Annotated in this window: 15 protein-coding genes; 4 read left to right on the top strand and 11 right to left on the bottom strand. The window is 64.7% G+C overall.

The window, feature by feature from the left end; genetic code table 11:
• Positions 1 to 302 precede the first annotated feature (302 nt).
• Complete coding sequence (locus CK219_RS16435; RefSeq protein ID WP_095767781.1) at positions 303 to 2,072, top strand: glucan ABC transporter ATP-binding protein/ permease; 1,770 nt, start codon at positions 303 to 305, stop codon at positions 2,070 to 2,072.
• Positions 2,073 to 2,338: 266 nt separating this feature from the next.
• A complete protein-coding gene (locus tag CK219_RS16430) occupies positions 2,339 to 3,097 on the top strand; it encodes a heme ABC transporter permease (protein WP_095767780.1) in 759 nt (252 codons plus the stop codon).
• 153 nt (positions 3,098 to 3,250) lie between these two features.
• On the opposite strand, the gene CK219_RS16425 is transcribed toward CK219_RS16430, so the two are convergent.
• A complete protein-coding gene (locus CK219_RS16425) occupies positions 3,251 to 4,309 on the bottom strand; it encodes a D-TA family PLP-dependent enzyme (RefSeq protein WP_095767779.1) in 1,059 nt (352 codons plus the stop codon).
• Between the two features lie 203 nt (positions 4,310 to 4,512).
• On the opposite strand from CK219_RS16425, the gene CK219_RS16420 reads away from it, so the two are divergent.
• Positions 4,513 to 5,199, top strand: coding sequence for a D-lyxose/D-mannose family sugar isomerase (locus CK219_RS16420; protein ID WP_095767778.1), 687 nt, complete (start codon positions 4,513 to 4,515; stop codon positions 5,197 to 5,199).
• 15 nt (positions 5,200 to 5,214) lie between these two features.
• On the opposite strand, the gene CK219_RS16415 is transcribed toward CK219_RS16420, so the two are convergent.
• The 6 genes from CK219_RS16415 to CK219_RS16390 are packed head-to-tail and all read right to left on the bottom strand — an operon-like array spanning position 5,215 to position 11,174.
• The gene (locus CK219_RS16415) at positions 5,215 to 6,093 is read right to left on the bottom strand and encodes an RDD family protein (protein ID WP_095767777.1); all 879 of its coding nucleotides are present in this window, start codon (positions 6,091 to 6,093) and stop codon (positions 5,215 to 5,217) included.
• Positions 6,080 to 7,096, bottom strand: a complete 1,017-nt coding sequence (locus CK219_RS16410; protein WP_095767776.1) for a stage II sporulation protein M — start codon at positions 7,094 to 7,096, stop codon at positions 6,080 to 6,082. Before CK219_RS16410 ends, CK219_RS16415 begins: the two co-directional genes overlap by 14 nt.
• On the bottom strand, positions 7,093 to 8,397 hold the full coding sequence (locus CK219_RS16405) for a DUF58 domain-containing protein (RefSeq protein WP_095767775.1): 1,305 nt from the start codon (positions 8,395 to 8,397) through the stop codon (positions 7,093 to 7,095). The genes CK219_RS16410 and CK219_RS16405 overlap by 4 nt, the downstream gene beginning before the upstream one ends.
• Positions 8,394 to 9,350 carry a MoxR family ATPase gene (locus CK219_RS16400; protein ID WP_095767774.1) on the bottom strand — a complete coding sequence of 319 codons (957 nt, stop codon included), beginning with the start codon at positions 9,348 to 9,350 and terminating at the stop codon, positions 8,394 to 8,396. The genes CK219_RS16405 and CK219_RS16400 overlap by 4 nt, the downstream gene beginning before the upstream one ends.
• Entirely contained in the window at positions 9,337 to 10,551 is a 1,215-nt protein-coding gene (locus CK219_RS16395) for a DUF4350 domain-containing protein (protein ID WP_095767773.1), read from the bottom strand. Before CK219_RS16395 ends, CK219_RS16400 begins: the two co-directional genes overlap by 14 nt.
• A complete protein-coding gene (locus tag CK219_RS16390; protein WP_141245360.1) occupies positions 10,548 to 11,174 on the bottom strand; it encodes a DUF4129 domain-containing protein in 627 nt (208 codons plus the stop codon). The genes CK219_RS16395 and CK219_RS16390 overlap by 4 nt, the downstream gene beginning before the upstream one ends.
• Before the next feature lie 149 nt (positions 11,175 to 11,323).
• Between CK219_RS16390 and CK219_RS16385 the strand changes: the two genes are divergently transcribed.
• Positions 11,324 to 12,106 (top strand): hypothetical protein, encoded by a 783-nt coding sequence (locus CK219_RS16385; protein ID WP_095767772.1) that lies wholly within the window; start codon positions 11,324 to 11,326, stop codon positions 12,104 to 12,106.
• A 329-nt stretch (positions 12,107 to 12,435) separates the two neighbouring features.
• On the opposite strand, the gene CK219_RS16380 is transcribed toward CK219_RS16385, so the two are convergent.
• The 4 genes from CK219_RS16380 to CK219_RS16360 form a co-directional block, all read right to left on the bottom strand.
• Positions 12,436 to 14,076 (bottom strand): ABC transporter substrate-binding protein, encoded by a 1,641-nt coding sequence (locus CK219_RS16380; protein ID WP_095767771.1) that lies wholly within the window; start codon positions 14,074 to 14,076, stop codon positions 12,436 to 12,438.
• Between the two features lie 256 nt (positions 14,077 to 14,332).
• Positions 14,333 to 15,376, bottom strand: coding sequence for an alpha/beta hydrolase (locus CK219_RS16375; protein ID WP_095767770.1), 1,044 nt, complete (start codon positions 15,374 to 15,376; stop codon positions 14,333 to 14,335).
• A 5-nt stretch (positions 15,377 to 15,381) separates the two neighbouring features.
• Positions 15,382 to 16,059, bottom strand: a complete 678-nt coding sequence (locus CK219_RS16370; RefSeq protein ID WP_095767769.1) for an isochorismatase family protein — start codon at positions 16,057 to 16,059, stop codon at positions 15,382 to 15,384.
• Positions 16,060 to 16,327: 268 nt separating this feature from the next.
• Complete coding sequence (locus CK219_RS16360; RefSeq protein WP_095767768.1) at positions 16,328 to 17,632, bottom strand: Xaa-Pro peptidase family protein; 1,305 nt, start codon at positions 17,630 to 17,632, stop codon at positions 16,328 to 16,330.
• Between the last annotated feature and the right edge of the window lie 135 nt (positions 17,633 to 17,767).

Here is a 17,767-nt window from a genome sequence, read left to right as displayed (position 1 = left end):
CTCTCACGCCCGATCGCGCGCCTTCCTTTAGGGCAGCCTAAGCAAGCAGCTTGTGATTAAAAATGTGGCAGCGCGACGCAGGTGCCATTATTTTGCCGCAAGCCTGACATTTCACCTTTTATCTCAAACCGTTAGGTGATCACGTCAGATTTCGTACCGTCGTCATCTTTTGTTCGCTAAATGGGAACGGAAGCGATAGACGACGCATTGTTTCGCGACACGTTAACCGATACGTGTCAGAAAATGGTGCGGTGCACAATTCGGGCATTGAGCACAGACAAGAGTTTGGCGGAGTAGCTGAAGTGTCACTTCTGCAGATCTACTTTAGAGCGCTGGGTTATCTGGCGTCCGACAAGAAGCGCGTTGCGCTGATTTGCGGCGCCAACGTCGCGCTCGCGGCGATCGCGATCCTTGAGCCCATCCTGCTGGGCCGGGTGATCGGTGCCATCTCCGAAAAAGGCGCGGTGTTTTCGACGCTCGCCGTCTGGGCCGCTCTTGGTGCCTTCAACGTCGTCGCCTTCGTGCTGGTGGCGCGCGGCGCCGACCGCTTCGCCCATGCCCGCCGCTCCGAAGTGCTGTGCCAGTCCTTCGAGCGCGTCATCACCATGCCGCTTGCCTGGCACCATCAGCGCGGCACATCCAATTCCCTTCACACGCTGCTGCGCGCGGTCGAGACCCTGTTCAGCCTGTGGCTCGAATTCATGCGCGTGCATCTCTCGACGGCCATCGCGCTGGTGCTGCTGGTGCCGACCGCGCTGTCCATGGACATCCGCATGTCCGTCGTGCTGCTTGGCCTTGGCGTGCTCTATGTCGGTATCGGCCGCCTCGTCATGCGCCGCACCAAGTCGGGGCAGACTGCCGTCGAACGCCACTACCACACCGTGTTTGCCCACGTGACCGACAGCGTCAGCAACGTTGCCGTGCTGCAGAGCTACAATCGCATCGGCCACGAGACTGCGACGCTGAAGCGCTACGTGAAGGATCTGCTCGACGCCCAGAACCCGGTGCTCGACTGGTGGGCGATCGCCAATGCGCTGAACCGTCTGTCGTCGACCATCTCGATGATGATCGTGCTCTCGATCGGCGCTTATCTCGTCACCCGTGGCCAGCTCCGCGTCGGCGATGTCGTTGCCTTCACCGGCTTTGCCGGAATGCTGATCGCCCGTCTCGACCAGATGTCGGCCTTCACCACTCAGATTTCCGAGGCTCGTGCCAAGCTCGAGGAGTTCTATCGCCTCGAGGATTCGGCTGCCGAGACCGCCGAGCCCGACGGATTGCGCGAGTTGACCAACGTCACCGGCCACGTCCGCTTCGAGGATGTCAGCTTCGAGTTCGCCAATTCGGGCCACGGCATCGAGGACGTCTCCTTCGAGGTCCAGGCCGGCCAGACGGTCGCCATCGTCGGCCCGACCGGCGCCGGCAAGACGACGCTCATCAATCTCTTGCAGCGCGTCTTCACGCCCGCCAGCGGCCGCATCCTGATCGACGGCATCGACACCCGCACGGTGACCCGCAAGTCGCTGCGCCATTCGATCGCCACCGTCTTCCAGGACGCCGGCCTGCTCAACCGCTCGATCGAGGACAACATCCGTGTCGGCCGCGCCGATGCGAGCAATGACGAGGTTCACGCCGCCGCCAATGCCGCCGCCGCCCAGGACTTCATCCTGGCCAAGAGCGGCGGCTACGACACCGTCGTCGGCGAGCGCGGCGGCCAGCTCTCGGGCGGCGAGCGCCAGCGTATCGCCATCGCCCGCGCCGTGCTCAAGGATGCGCCGATCCTGGTGCTCGACGAGGCGACCAGCGCGCTCGACGTCGAAACCGAGGATCGCGTCAAGGAGGCCATCGACGAGCTGCGCCGCAACCGCACGACCTTCATCATCGCCCACCGCCTGACCACGGTCCGCGACGCCGACCTCGTCGTCTTCATGGACAAGGGCAGGGTGGTCGAGATGGGCGGCTTCACCGAGCTGTCGCTGCGCAACGGCCGCTTCGCCGCCCTGCTGCGCGCCGGCGGCCTGCTCAACGACGAGGAAGTCCGCCGCCTCAGCCGTCCGGTGACGGAAGCGGCGTAATCAGCGCCTTTTCCCTTCTCCCCTTGTGGGAGAAGGTGGCCGCGAAGCGGCCGGATGAGGGGTGCTCCAGCTTGGCACCAGCATCCGATCGACAGCCGGGCGCGTTGCTCCCGCACAGTTCGGCGCCTCATTCCGCTGGAGCACCCCTCATCCGTCTCGGCGCTGCGCGCCGATCCACCTTCTCCCACAAGGGGAGAAGGCAAGGGCTTCTTCCTGCGACACTCCCCCGATTGCCCGAGACCAATCTCCGGTCTATTTAGGTCGGCATGAGCGACACCACCTCACGCTTGAGCGCCTGGGCCGATCTCGCCAATCCGACGCGCTTCGTCGGCTTGGCGGGCAAGGTGATTCCGTGGCTGGCAGCGGTTGCCGCGATCCTGCTCGCCGTCGGCCTCTACATGAGCTTCACCGCGCCGGAGGATTTCCAGCAGGGCATCACTGTGCGCATCATGTACATCCACGTGCCTTTCGCCTGGCTCGCCATGATGTGCTACACGGTCATGGCGATCTCGGCGTTGGGCACGCTGGTCTGGCGTCATCCGCTGGCCGATGTGGCCCTGAAAGCGGCGGCCCCGATCGGCGCCACCTTCACCGCGCTGGCGCTCATCACCGGCTCCATCTGGGGTAAGCCGATGTGGGGCACCTGGTGGGTATGGGACGCGCGGCTGACCTCGGTCTTCGTGCTTTTCCTGATGTATCTCGGCATCATAGCGCTGACCCGCGCGCTGGATGATGCCGGCCGCGCGGCCTGGGCCGCCGCCATCATCACGCTGGTCGGCTTCATCAACATCCCAATCATCAAATTCTCGGTCGACTGGTGGAACACGCTGCACCAACCGGCCTCCGTGTTCCGGCTCGGCGGCCCGACCATCGATCCCTCTATGCTGTGGCCGTTGGCCGTGATGGCGCTCGGCTTCACCGTGCTGTTCTTCGCGCTGCACCTGATGGCGATGCGCACGGAGATATTCCGCCGCCGCGTGACCGCGATGCGCAGGGTTGCCGCGCGGCAGGCGGAGCGCACTTAACCTTCTCCCCTTGTGGGAGAAGGTGGATCGGCGCGCAGCGCCGAGACGGATGAGGGGTGTTCCAGCGGAGTGAGACGTCTGTGTTGCCTGGAGCACCCCTCATCCGGCCGCTTCGCGGCCACCTTCTCCCACAAGGGGAGAAGGAAAGACCGCTCACCCCATCCGTCCCCTTGCCGCCACCGGCAGCGTTTCCAGCACCTTGTCGCCGTCGATCAGATGCACCTGGTCGAACAAATTCGTCACCACGCAGCAATGATCGGGAACGACGCGCACGCGTTCGCCGATGCGCAGCTTGGCGCCGTCCGAAAGCGTGACGGTGCCGTGCTCTTCGCTCAAGACCGTGACGCGGGCGCCCGGCACACCGAGCAGCTCGCCGAACTCCGGCAGGCCGAGCGTATCGGACGACAGCGCCTTGCTGCCGCTGTCGAGGATGGCGCGCGTCGCCGTGGGATGGCTGACCACGGTTGCCAGCACGGTCAACGCGCAGTCGTCCAGCGTGCCGACGCCTTTGGCGACCTGGTAGCGGTCGAGATAGATGTAGGTGCCGGGCCGGTATTCGGTGACGACGCTGTCCTCGCCGGAGCGCCACATGTCCGGCGTGCCGCCGCTGGAGATGCGTTCGCATTCGAGCCCCGCGGCGGCAAGCGCGCCGCGCGCTGCCTTCAGCCATGCCTCCGCTTCGGCGGCGCGCCCCGCCGCCGGATAGGTCATCAGCCCGCCGAAGGCGAGACCCTTGGCTTGGTCGATGATCTTCGCCAGCGCCAGCGCTTCGTCGGCGCTCTGCACGCCGCAGCGGCCCATGCCGGTGTCGCACTCGACCAGAACGGACAACGGATGGCCGGCATCGGTGAAAGTGGCGGCAAGCCCTTCCAGCGTCTCGTGGCTGTCCGCCGTCAGCGAAAGCGCGACGCGCCCATGCAGCGCCTTCAGCCGCTCCAGCTTGGCGCGACCAAGGATGTTGTAAGGGAGAAAAATGTCGGTCAGCCCGGCATCAGCCATCACCTCGGCCTCGCCGATCTTCTGGCAGGTGATGCCGACGGCGCCCGCCGCCACCTGCTTCTTCGCCCAGTAAGGCAGCTTGTGCGTCTTGATATGCGGGCGGAGCTTCAGCCCGTGAGCATCCGCATGGGCCTGCGCTTTCTTGATGTTCGCCTCGGCGCGGGCTGCATCGATGAGGATCGCCGGTGTGTCGAGGTCGTCTATGCTTGCCATGAGATCACCGCCCGAGCATGTCTTCCGAGCGGCGATCCGCTGTAGGACAAAGACATTGCGTTAAACAAATCAGTTAGGTTTATGGCCCCGAACGCGGCTCATGTCACGGGGCCAGACCCGTCGGTTTGCGTCGACAGAGGACCGGCATTGGGCTATTCGGAAGGACAGGTTTCAGCAGGCGGCGGCCGGAAGGAAGAGAACCCATGAAGCGCTCCAAGATCAACGACATCATCCGCGAAGCCGACGCCTTCATCCGCTCCTTCGGCTATATCATGCCGCCCTTCGCCTATTGGTCGCCGGAAGAGATGAAGGCGCATAAGGGCGACTCCCCGGCCATCTTCACCTCCCGTCTCGGCTGGGACATCACCGACTACGGCCAGGAGAAGTTCGACGAGCTCGGCCTGTTCTTGTTCACAGTGCGCAACGGCCGTTACGAGGACATGAAGCTCGGCATGGGCATGCTTTATGCCGAAAAAATCATGATCTCGCGCAAGGACCAGCTCTCGCCGATGCACCGCCACAACATCAAGGCCGAGGACATCATCAACCGAGGCGGCGGCAAGCTGGTGCTGGAATTGTTCATGCACGATCGCGACGGCGGCATCGACCCCAAGGCCGAAGTCTCGGTACCGGTCGACGGCACCATGACCAGACTGCCGGCGGGCGGGCTGCTGAAGCTCGATCCGGGCCAGAGCGTGACGCTGCTGCCCGGCGTCTGGCACGCCTTCTGGGCCGAGGGCAAGGACGTGCTGATCGGCGAGGTCTCGACCGTCAATGACGACCTCACCGACAATGTCTTCCGCGATCCGATCGGCCGCTTCTCCAACATCGACGAGGACGTCGCCCCGCTGCATCTTCTGGTGTCGGATTACGAGAAATGGGTAGGGTAGGCTAAGGACGCTCCGCTACCGCGCGTACTTATCCGCCTTGCGGTTCCCCAGCAGCAGCTTGCGCTCCAGATGCGCCCGCAGCTCGCCGTAATAGGCGGTGAGAAAGGCTTTTGAATCGACCGGCTCCACCCTGGCGCCGATCTTGCGGGCGATGGTTTCCGCCACCGCCTTCAGCGCCGAATAATCGTCGCGGCGCAGCACTTCCTCCAGCTTCTGCAACTCGGCAATACCATAGGCGTCGAGCTGTGCGGGGCTGAACTGGAAGCGGGCCGCGACCGGGTCCTTGCGCTGCGAAAGGTCTTCGACCAACGCCACTTTCGGCGCCTCGACCACCCAGGTGCCGGCGAGCAGGTCGCCGATCCTCAGCCGGTCGCGGTTGAACAGCGGAAACAGCGAGAACAGCAGCGCCCAGACCAAGCCGAAGATGGTCGACAGCGTGTCGGCGACATCGGCGCTGGCGCGCGCGGCGAGGATCGACAGCGGCAGAAAAACTTCGATCTCGCGCATCAGATTGCGCGCGATGACCTGGTCGATTGTGAGGCCGGCGCCGTTGCGCGACGCGACCCTGACGCCAACCATGCGCTTGCCCGGCGTGGCTGCCCGCCGGCCCGCCTCGAAGGCGATGAAATAGACGTTGCGGAGGAAGAAGATGAAGATGATCCAGACGATGACCAGCGGCTGGGCATCCTGGATACCAAGCCCGGCAAGGCCGAAGATCATCACCAGCGAGACGACCACGGCCGCGACGACGATGATCACCACGTCGAGCAGGAATCCGGAAGCGCGGGTGCCGGCATCCGCCAGCTTGACCCGCAGGTCCACGCCTTCGGGCGTCACCAGCGGACGGATCAGCGCTGCCGGGTTCTTGACCCTCCCTGTCCTAGCGGTCGCCATGCCGCACCATCCGCAACAGGTAGAAATATGAGATCCAGAGCGCCAGCATGCCGCCGCCGATCGAATAGCGGGCGAGGTCGCTGGTGATCGTCTGCCGGCCGATGCCTTCCAGCAGTCCGGCAAAAAGCAGCATCACCGTGACGCCGATCATGGCGGTCGCCGCCACGCGCCCGGCTCGCGCCGCGGCGGCCATGCGGGTCAGTTCGCCGGGAAAGGCGATGCTGGTGCCGATGCGCATGCCGGCAGCACCCGCGATGGCGATGGCGAACAGCTCCGTCGTGCCGTGGATCGAAAGCCAGCCGCCGAGCTCGAAACCCAGGCCCTTGGCGGCATAGAGCTGGAAAATGGCGCCGAGCATGCAGCCATTCATCAGGATGATCAGCACGCTCGGCACGGCGAAGGCGAAGCCCAGCGCGAAGGCCAGGATTGAGACCTGCGTGTTGTGGGTGAAGAGATAGGCCGCGAAGCCCGACAGGAAATGATCGCCGCCGCCGTAAAGCACGCTGCGCAGCGTCTCGGCCGACGAATCCGGGGTGCGCCCGCCCGCCAGGCTCGGCGCGATGATGGCGTCGTACCAGCGCTTGTCCGAAGCGACCAGCCAATAGCCGGCAATGGCACCGATGACGGTGAGCCCGACCGATGTCCATACTTCGCGCCAAAGGTCGCGGATCGCCGCCGGCCAGTCGTGCAGGAAGAAGTCGCCGATGCGCGTTCTCAAGCTCCGCCGCGCGCCATAGAGATAGAAATAGCCGCGCAGGCAGAGTGCCTCGAGATAGGCGATCAGCGCGCTGTCGAGCGAGGTCGCGCGCGCCACCGAAAGCGACGACAGCGCCGAACGGTAGAGGAGCGGCAACGACAGCAATTCGTCTTCCGACAGCGCGCGCGGCGCGCGCTTCTCGACGCGCGCAAGCAGCGCCTCGAAGGCTTTCCAGTCGGCCTCGCGCTCCTGGCGGAAGCTTGCCAGCGACTGGCGCACGGAATCGGTGCCGGCCGACAGCGTCATAAGAGGTTCTCCTCCTTGAGCTGGATATAGCGCTCGACCAGCGCCGGTCCGAGCCGCTGGTGGTCGGCCTCGATGACATGCGCACCGAGCAGCCTGAGCCTGCCGATCACCACCTGCCGCTGCCGCAACAGATCGCCGGCGGTGACGGAGCGGGCGACATCCTCGGGCGCCGCCGGGGCCATGTCGGCCAGCGTTTCGAGTTCCACATCCTTCATCAGCATGAACAGCACCAGATGCCGCTCGGTCAGCCGGCCGACGGTGCGCAGCATCAATTCGGCGCTGATCGGATCGACGAAATCGGTGAAGACGATGACCAGCGAGCGCCGGTCGAGCTTCGCCGAAAGCGTGGTGAGCGCCAGGGTGAAGTTGGTCTCCTCGGTCGAATAGTCGATCTCGGCGGCGCGCTTCTGGATCATGGTGAAGCTCGGCGAGCCGCGCACCGCGCCGCTCGATACGCGCGGCCTGGCATCGAAGGAAAACAGGCTGACGAGGTCGCCGCCCTTGAGCGCGATGAAGGCCGACAGAAGCGCCGCCGTCACCGCGCGGTCGACCTTCGGTACCCCGTCGACCGGCTCGCACATCAGCCGGCCGCTATCGATGGCCAGAACGATGTTGTTGTTCTCCTCGATCCGGAACTCGCGCGCCAGCAGCTTGCCGTGCCGGGCGCTGCGCTTCCAGTCGATCATGCGCCGGCCCATGCCGGGCTGGTAGTCCTTCAGCGCTTCGAACTCGCGGCCCTGGCCGGCGCGCTTCTGCGTATGGCCGTCGGCAAGGGCCGAGCGCTGCAAGAGCGTGATCGCCTCATCGCGCGCGCTGTTGACGTTGGGCAGCACCACAACCTTGCGGTCGACCGGCAATATGACCTGGTTCCACATCAGACCGAACGGTCCCTGCCAGCGCAGCCACAGCCGGTCGAAGCTGGCAATGCCGCGGCGGATCGCCTCGAATTCGAGGTCGAGCGTGCCGCCATTGGCCGGCAGCGCGCCGCCGGTGCCCGCGACCGGCTGCAGCCGCTGGTCATGGCCGACACGCGCCTGCAGGCGGCGCAGCCTTGCGCCGGCACCGGCCGCCAAGTGCAGCGTGAAGCGCCCGCCGACGCCGACCTGCGGCGGCGCCGTCAGCGTGGCGTTGAGCGAGGCGCGACCCCTGCCTGCGGCTGCGTCCACCGCCAGGAATGCAAGCAGCAGGCAGATCCACAACAGGCCGAGATACCAGACATGCGGCAATGCGAGCGCGATCAGGAAGGCGGGGATCGCCCCCGCCGCAGCTGCCCAGACCGCTCGGCCGCTCGGATAGATCAACGCGGCGCTTCCGTATTGTCGACGAGGTCTGAGACGATCTGCTCGACCAGCCGCCCGTCGATCTGCGCGGCCGGCGAGAGAACGACACGGTGACGCAGCGCCGGTACTGCCAGCGCCTTGACGTCGTCGGGGATGACATAGTTGCGGCCGTCGAGCGTCGCCCGGGCGCGCGCGGCTCTCGCCAGCATGGCGCCCGCGCGTGGACTCGCTCCCACTTCCAGGTCAGGGCTTTCGCGCGTGCCGCGCACAAGTGCCGCGATATAGCCGACGACGTCGTCGACCAGCGTGACGTCGCCGACCGTGGCCAGCGCCGCTTCCAGCGTCTCGCGGTCGGTCCGCGCCTTGATGCCGTATTGCTCGATATCGTGCGAGGCCGAGCCGCCGCCGTGATGGACGATGATGGCGCGCTCTTCGGTGAGATCCGGATAGCTCACCCGATGCTTGAACAGGAAGCGGTCGAGCTGCGCTTCGGGCAGCGGATAGACGCCCTGATGCTCGATGGGGTTCTGCGTCGCCACCACCATGAAATTCCGGCCGAGCGAATGGGTGGTGCCATCGAAGGTGACGGCATGCTCCTGCATGGCCTCGAGCAGCGCGGCTTGCGTCTTCGGCGGTGTGCGGTTGATTTCGTCGGCGAGCAAAAGGTCGCAGAAGATCGGGCCGCGCGTCAGCGTGAACTGCCCGGTCTGGAAATTATAGATGTTCGCGCCGACGATATCGCCGGGCATCAAGTCGGGCGTGAACTGGATGCGGCCATAGGCGACGCCAAGCGCCTGCGCGAAGCAGCGCGCCGTCATCGTCTTGGCGGTGCCGGGCGGGCCTTCGAGCAGGATATGCCCGCCGGCAAACAGCGCCGTCAGCATCAGGTCGACCGTGTCGCGCTGGCCGGTGATCGCTTTTGCCACTTCTTCCCTGATCGCGTTCGCCAGGGTCTTCACTTCATCGACGTTCAATGAGCCTCCTTGCCGTCCAGTCATGCAGCTTTTCGGCTGCTTCGTGCATTGCGGCCAGATTGTTGGAATCGTGTACTGCCCTGAAGCGGGCGGTGAAGCCGTGCTGTTCTTCCTTGTCGCGGGAATCGAGCCAGCGGTCGAGCGCCTCGCCCTGCAGCCCGTGCGGCGCGCCGAGCAGGACGGCCGCGCGCTGGCGCATCAGCGTTGCGTAACGGTCGCCAAGCTCCTGCAGCCGTCCGGCGCGCTTCAAAAGCATCGCCGTGGTGTCGACCAGCGCCCGCTTGCCGAAGGCGATGGCGCGCCCTTCGGCGCGCGGCGGACCGAAGCGGCCGAGCCCGTGCAGGAAGGCGAGCGCGGCCGCCACCAGCACCGACAGCGTCAAAGCCAGGAAAGGCGGTTCGATCAGCAGCTTGGCAAGATCGTAGTTGCCGCCGATGCCGTGCAGCGTCAGGTCGAACATGACGGCTCCCTTGGCGGGCTCCAGCATGGCGATGATGTCGAGCGCGGCGGCCGCCTTCTGCTCGTCCTTCAGCGCGGCATTGTTGAGGAAATCGGGATCGGTGAGGATGTAGAAGGGTTCGTTGTCGAACTCGGTCAGGATAGCCCTGCCGTCGCCCGCCGCGATCAGCGGATGGTCGTCCGCCACCCATTGCAGTTCCTCCGGCGCGGCCACCATGCGGCCGGCGATGTTGATCTGCGAGAGCGTGTTCTTGGCCTCGCCGAGCTTGGTCTTGGCGATGCGGCCGAGCCAGTCGTTGACGACGTTGTTGGGCAGCCGCTCGACCTTTTCCTCCCAGCCTTCATGGCTGAACAAGGGAAAGGTCTGCCATTTGGGCAGCACGAACAGCGTGTCTTTGCCAGAGCGCAGCTTGATAAGGCGATCGAGCGCGGCCGGGTCGCTGCCCGGCGCGATGGTGACGACGAGCAGGAAGGTCGACGCCACGGGGGACGCGAGGTCCTTCTCGCCGCGCTCCATCGGCGGCGCCTGTCCGTTGGTGAGCTTCAGCCATTCGACAAGCCCGGCATAGCCGGTGCCGCCCTTCGAGAAAGGCGTGGCACCGCCCTGGGGCTGGTGGAAATCCGGCGCATAGGTGGACAGCAGGAAAAATCCGGCCGCCGCCAGCAGGCTGGCGAAAATGCCCCAGAACAGGGTCTTGCGGCTGAACGGCTCCGCGGCCGCCTCGGTCGGTTGCGCGCTCATGCCCAGGCATCTCGGAAGGCGAACCGCTCATAGGCTCCGCGCGCCTGCTGCCAGCCTTCGACCCCGACGGGTCGGCGGGCAAACAAGGCGGCCTCGACGATGCGGGCGATCTCGCTGAAGGCGGCGCGGGGCCGGGTGGGGATGGAGCCGGCGGCGGCGATGTCGCGTGCGGTGAGCGATGGACGCAGGAAATCGGGCAGCCGGGTGGCGATATCGGAGACGCTGCGGCGCAACAGTAGATGCACCGCCTCGTCATACTCGCCGCGCGCGGCGAGCGCATCGGCCTCGGAGAGCAGGACTTGGGCAGCGCCCGCGTCAGGGCGCCACTCTTCCTTCGCTTCGGTTTCTTCGCGTTTTCGCCGCCATGGCAGGCGCCAGGCAATGCCTTTCGCCTCGAGGAAAAGCAGAAAAGCAATGATCGCGACGCCGATGATCACCGCGCCCCAGAACAGATAGATCATGTAGGGACCGAGCTTCGCCAGGCCGTCCAGAAGCGGCTTCAGCCACTGCGGCGGCTCGGGCCGCACGTAGGTCGGCAAGGCGAACTGGATTGAATCGTCCCCGAGCAGTTGCTTGTGCAGCTGCGCCAGCCGTCCGGCCTCTTCCGTCCCTGCGGCTGTCACCCGCTCGTTCCCCCTGCAACCTGCGGTTCGAGGCCGACACTGGCAATACGCCATGACAATTGCAAGCGCACTGGACGTAGCCTTTCAATCTTGGCAAATTTACTTTGAAGTCGCCGATGAACGCAGTGGTGACTCGGGGGAAAATTATCATGACGACTGCAACATTGGGACGACCCGGCCGATTCGAGATCGGCAGGGTATTCAGCAACACCTTCGGAGTGATTGGCCGAAACCTCGGACTTTGCGTGGGGTTGGCGGCTTTGTTTTCGGGTCTGCCGGCATTGCTCATCAGGCTGTGGACCCAGCCGCAGATCGACGCCATGATGCAGCGCGACCCCGGCACCATGGCCGACCCAGGCGCCATGTTTCGCAATTCCTACATCACCATCATCGCCGGGTTGATTTCGTTCGTGTGCGCGCTGCTGCTGCAGTCGGCGCTGGTGCGGGCGACCATCGAGGACCTCAATGGCAAGCGTCCGTCCTTTGCCGACTGCATCCAGATTGCGATCCGCTTTCTGCTGCCGACGCTTGGCATCGGCCTGCTCGTCGGTCTCGGTGCGGGTATCGGCCTGATGCTGTTGATCGTGCCGGGCATTATCCTCTGGCTCGGCTGGTCGATGTCGGTGCCGGTCCTGATCCAGGAGCGGCGGGGCGTGTTCGGCTCGATGTCGCGCAGCCGGGTCCTCACCAAGGGCAGCCGCTGGGGACTTTTCGGTCTGTTCCTCATTCTCGTCATCATCGCGATGATCATCCAGTGGGGGATGCTGCTCGTTCTGGTGCTGTTCGGAGGCATCATCGCCGAGATCGGCGCCGCTCTGGTGCAGACGGTGGTCTCGATGGTGCTCTCGATCGCAACCGCGGTGAGCTATGTCGAGCTGCGCCAGGCGAAAGAAGGCGCAAGCATCGACGAACTGGCGGAGATATTCTCCTAGGCAGCAGAGATCACCCGATGGCTTTGGAAAGCCCAGGTGCAGCCGGTAAATTCCGGCTGGGCGGGGTAGTCGGCAATGCGCTCTCGTTCATCGGACGGAATCCGGTTCTCTCGCTGGCGGTCGCCGTGTGCTTTTTCGCCCTGTCGTCGCGACGACCACATACATAGCCTTGCGGCGGGCGAAGGAGGGCGGTGGCGTCGACAAACTGTTGGCCGTCTTTTCCTAGCAATCGGCGCCGCCGACGCAATCTGAGCTGAAGGCAATCGCTGGCAAATGGCAGACGGCCGACGCGACAGGAAGGTCGCGCCGGCCGCTCGCTCCTGGGAGGATCAGGACTCCAGCCACACCGTCTCGAAATGCTGCTCAAGCGCCTGGTGCTGTTCGCAGCCCTGCACGCCCTTGCGATAGGTGCGGTAGACCGAGCGCCAATAGGGCTGGACGATGATGCCGGAGTCGCGCAGGTTGGTCTCGATCTTGGCCATGATCTCCTTGCGCTGGGTGGCATCCGGCGTTGCAAGCGCCTTGTCGAGAAGCTCGTCGAACTCCTTGTTCGAATAGGCGCTTTCGTTCCAGGCGCCGCCCGATTTGTAGGCCAAAGCCAGCACCTGCACGCCAAGGGGGCGGCCGAGCCATTCGGTGCAGGAATAGGGGAACTTGGCCCAGTCGTTCCAGAAGGTCGCTGCCGGCAGCACGGTGCGCTTGATCTTCAGGCCGGCCTCGCGGATTTGCGCGGCAATCGCGTCGGCGGTGCTCTTTTGCCATTCGACGTCGACCGAGATCAGCTCATATTCGTGGTCGGCCTTGCCGGATTCCGAAATAAGCTTCTTGGCCTGTTCGACATCGCGTTTGGCCGGGCCGATATCGGCGAATTCCGGATGCATCGGGCCGACATGGTGGTTGTCGGCGGGCTTGCCGCGGCCGTCGAGCCCGAGCTTCAGGACGGCCGCATTGTCGACGGCAAGCTGGGCGGCGCGGCGCACCTTGAGGTCGTCATAGGGCGCGTTGGAGACATTGAAGCGCGCGACGATGGTCGAGCCGGTGGCGATCTCGGAATTCTGCAGGCCCATCTGATCGGTCTGCGACACGGCATCCGCCGTGGTCTCGTGGTCGGTGTCGATCTCTCCAGACTCGAAGGCGGACAGCGTGGCGTTGGGATCGGAGCCGTAGTCGACCCATTTTATGCCGTCGAGATAGAACTCGCCCTTCCACCACGGCTTGTCCTTGCGCTTCACCTCCGCACCCGTTTCGGCGTCCCAACTCACCAGCTCGCAAGGGCCGGTGGTGATGGCCAAAGCCTTCTTCGGATCGGCGTCGCCCTCATAGGAGCGGTGCATGATCAATGCCGGATAGTCGGCCATGCCGGCGATCAGCGAGATGTCGGGCTTCGGCAGGTTGATCTTGACGGTGTAGTCGTCGACCTTCTGGATGCCGCCGTCGACCGGCTTCTTGGTGTCGGCATTGACCAGCGCGCCCATGCGCGCGGCGACCGAATTGCCGGCGACCGAGGCATCGCACCAGCGGTTGAGGTTGTGGATCACGTCCTCGGCGTTGAAAGTGTCGCCGTTCGACCATGTGATGCCCTTGCGCACGTGCAGCGTGATCGTCTTGGCGTCGTCGCTGGTCTCCCAGCTTTCGAGCAGCCAGGGCTCGAAGGAAAAGTCGGTTTTCCAGCGCACCAGATATTCGTTGCACTGGCGCGCGACATTCGACATCTCCACCCCGTCGAAGGTGCGCGGATCCTTAAAGCCCTTGACGTTCATCGCCACGCGCAGCACACCGCCCTTTTTCGGCTCGGCGGCGCGGGCAGGCGAGGCAGCGATCCCGCCCAGCGCCATGGCGCCGGCGGCGCTGACGCCGAAGCCGGCCATCAAGGCCAGATATTCGCGCCGGCTGATCGCGCCCTTCCTGAAATCGTCGGCGATCGGCTTGGCTTGCGGATGCAGTTTTCTGTCGGTCAGCATGAATTTCATCGTCGTTCCCTCTGTTGTTGGGCGCTCCGGGCCGCCATGCGGGGGCGGATGCGTCCGCCGGAGCGCCGTTGCCTGCGAGGGGATGATAGGTCCGCTTTCCGCCACGAAATGGTTGGGTTTCCGCAGTTCTTGTGCGCTGTTCCGCAGAGGGTACAGCCAATCCCCCCTCGTGGGGGAGATGCCCGGCAGGGCAGAGGGGGCGCTGTCCCGCCGGCGTTTCGGCAGTCAGCGCTACCTTCTCAAGTCGTTCAGATGATCAGAAGTCCGAGGAGCCGCGTTCCTTCGCGCCCCCCTCTGGCCTGCCGGCCATCTCCCCCACGAGGGGGGAGATTAGCGCTCCATCGCCGGCGCCCAGATTCGAGATGTCGCTGATGATCCTCGCGAACGCCTCCGCCGCGCGCGGAACAGTCGGCCTTGCCCGCAAAAAGCTGTGCACCAGCCGCTTCTCCTCGCGCCACCATGCGTGGCCGCCGGCGGCAAGGATGCGGTCGCAATAGACTTCGCCGTCGGACGATAGCGGGTCGCATTCGGCGGTGACGATAATCGTCGGCGGCAGGCCGGAGAAATCGTGGTCTCGAAGCGGCGAGAACGTTGGATCGTCCTGTGACTGCCCGGGCGCGGACCGGATGCGACGGTAGAACTCGATGTCGCTTACGCTGAGCAGCGGCGCTTCGGCATGCTCGACATAAGAGCGTCCGGTCTCGTCGCCGCCCAGCTCCGGATAGATCAACATCTGGCCAACAGCGTGCCGTTCATGGCGCCGCGCCGCTTGCGCCACCGCGGCAGCGAGATTTCCGCCGGCACTTTCGCCGCAAAGCACGATCGGCAGCGTGCTCGCCGCGGCGACCCATTCGAACACGGCCAGCGCATCGTCGAAGGAGGCGGGGTGCAGGTGTTCCGGCGCCAGCCGGTAGTCGGCCGAGACCACCTCGAAACCGGTGCCGGCGCAGATCTCGGCGCAAATGTCGTCGTGGCTGTCGAGGTCGCCAAGAACAAAACCGCCGCCATGGTAATAGACGACAATCGCCGGCGCCGTCTTGTCCGCCATGCGGTAGTATCGGATTGGGATCGCATGCGCGGCCGTCGTTACGAGACCGTCGCTGGTCGTCACGCCTTCCGGATGACCTTGGTGAAACGCGACGCACATCCGATCATAGACCGCGCGCTGCTCGGTAATGGGCGCGGCGACGATCTCCGGCGGGTACCAACTGTTGACCTCGTCGATATAATCCCACAACTCCGGATCGAGCCGGTCGGCATATTGGCCGCGGCTCGACGGATCGGTTTGGGCTCTGGTCACTGCCGTCAAAGCTCGGCGTATAGCTGCGCAGCGCTCTCGAAGGTGAAGCGCAGCGGCACCGAGCCCTCGACCTGCCACACCTTCACGGTGTCTCCCGCCAACAGCCGGCAGGCATCGAGCGTGTTGGTGACGGCACCGCCATAGAGGCGGTTGGCGAGGTTGAGGATGCCGGTCTGGTGCATGGCGGCACTGGCGCTGCCGCAGGCATCCTTGACCAAAAGCACGCGAAAGCCGCGCGCTACCGCGTCCTTCACCGTCGCGTCGATGCAGGCCTCGGTCCAAACGCCCGCAATCACCAGCCATTCGATGCCCGAGGTCTTGAGCTTGTCGCCAAAATCGTTCCTGGCGAAGGCGCTAGCTTCCTGCTTGACCAGCGTGGCTTCGCCATTTTGCGGCGCCACTTCATGGCAGATTGCGGTCAGCGGATCGTCCTTGTCGGAGAAGGCCGATTTGCCGCTTTCATTGACTGGGTGGAACGGCCGCGCCGCGGCGAGATCGACGATATACGCCCAATGATAGAGCGGCACGAAGTTGCGCCGCGCCGCCTCCTGCAGGCGCTGCACATTGGCGAGGATGTCGGCAAAACCCTCGACCAGATAGCGCTTGTCCTTGCGATGCTCCTCCTGGAGATCGATGAACACCGCGGCCACTGTACCGCGTCGGATGGAAATGGGTGTTTTCATGCGGATGCTCGAACTTCGTCATTCCAGGGCGAAGCAGCCGCGAAGCGGCGTCGCGAAGACCCTGGAATCCATGCCGTTACCTTGATCGTCGACCGCTGCCTAACAGAATTCCGCACCGCGGCGAAGCGGAGACGGCACGGAATGGATCCTAGGGTCTGCGCCGCGTCGCTTCGCTCCTTGCTTCGCCCTAGGATGACGACTTCGCGGGTGCTGCGGCTAATCTCGAAGGCTTGCGATACCGGGTCGGCACTCATCATGTGTACTGGTATCAAACCTGCGGCTCCAAAAACTCGTCTTCATACGGAAAGCGCGAGAGCAGCTCGGTGCCGGTCTCGGTGATCAGAATCTCATCCTCGAGCTTGACGCCCTCGCGACCGCCTTTCTCGCCGATATAGCTTTCCACGCTCACCACCATGCCGGGCACGATGATGCCATCGCGGCCATAGGTCTCGTAGTCCATGGAATGGGCGATGAAAGGCGTCTCACCATGCATGCCGACGCCATGCATCACCGAGGTGTAGCGCTGGTCGACGAAGCGGTCCGGGATCTTCCAGGCCTTCTCGGCGATCTCGCGGAAGGCCATGCCGGGCTTCACGATCGAGATGTTGTGCTGCACCTGGTCATGCGCCATGCGGTAGAGCGATTTCTGATAGGATGTCGGCTTGCCCGGGCCGCAGCGGAAGGTGCGCGAGAAGTCGGAATAATAGCCGTAGCAGCCGATCGTGTCGGTATCGAGCGCCAGCAACTCGCCCGGCCTGATCTTGCGCCCGCTCGCCTCGTTGAACCATGGATTGGTGCGCTGTCCCGAGGTGAGCAGCCGGGTCTCGATGAACTCGCCGCCTTGCCGGATCACCTCGCCATACATGATCGCGAACAGCTCGTTCTCGGAAACGCCAGGCTTGATCGCCTCGCGTACGGCCGCCACCGCGGCCTCGGCGCCCGCCATCGAGGCCAGCAGGCATTTGACTTCCTCCGGCGTCTTGACGGCGCGCACCGCCAGTATCTCGCCCTGGCAGTCCTTCACCTCGCAGTCGCGCTTTTCCAGCGCCAGCGCCTGCAGATGGCTGCAGCGGTCGAGCCCGAGCTTCATCGAGCCGCCGCCATGCTTCTTCAGAAGCTCGGCGATCTCGTCGGCAAACGGCCCCGCGGTCTCGTCGTCGCGGCCCGAAACCGACGACCAGACGAGCTTGGAAGGCCGCGCCTCGTCGATCGTGTCGAGCACCATCGAGACATGGTAGCTCTGCGGATATTCGAACAGCACGATCGGCCCTTCGGTGGGCACGAAGAAATAGCGGGTCGAGTTGCGCAGGAAATAGCCGAACATGTTGCGCGAGCCGGTGGCGTAGCGCTGGTTGTATGGATCGAACAAAACGACGCCACCATAGCCCGCCTCGCGCATCCAGGCGCGCAGCTTGGCCAGCCGCCCCTTGCGCAGCGCGTCGGCGTCGATGAAGGACGGCTCCGTGTCCGAAAGCCACATGCCGCCGGCCGGATCAGCCGCTGCCGGATGGCGCATGCGGTCCTTGAAGTCCACATCCTCGGTGCTGTCGGGATCGAATACGACGATGCTCATGTGCGGCCTCCTGTTGTGGAGAACATAGCCAGACGCTGTAAGATCGCTGTGCGGAATTCCGCAGATGTTATGCTAGGTGCCGCAGGCGAACGGGCAACGCCGTGATCCTTCGCGCCCCCCTCTGTCCTGCCGAAC

The organism is Mesorhizobium sp. WSM4313, assembly GCF_002294725.1.
GTDB lineage: Bacteria > Pseudomonadota > Alphaproteobacteria > Rhizobiales > Rhizobiaceae > Mesorhizobium.
Note: the sequence above shows the minus strand (reverse complement) of the source record. Positions and strands in the feature narration are given on the sequence as shown.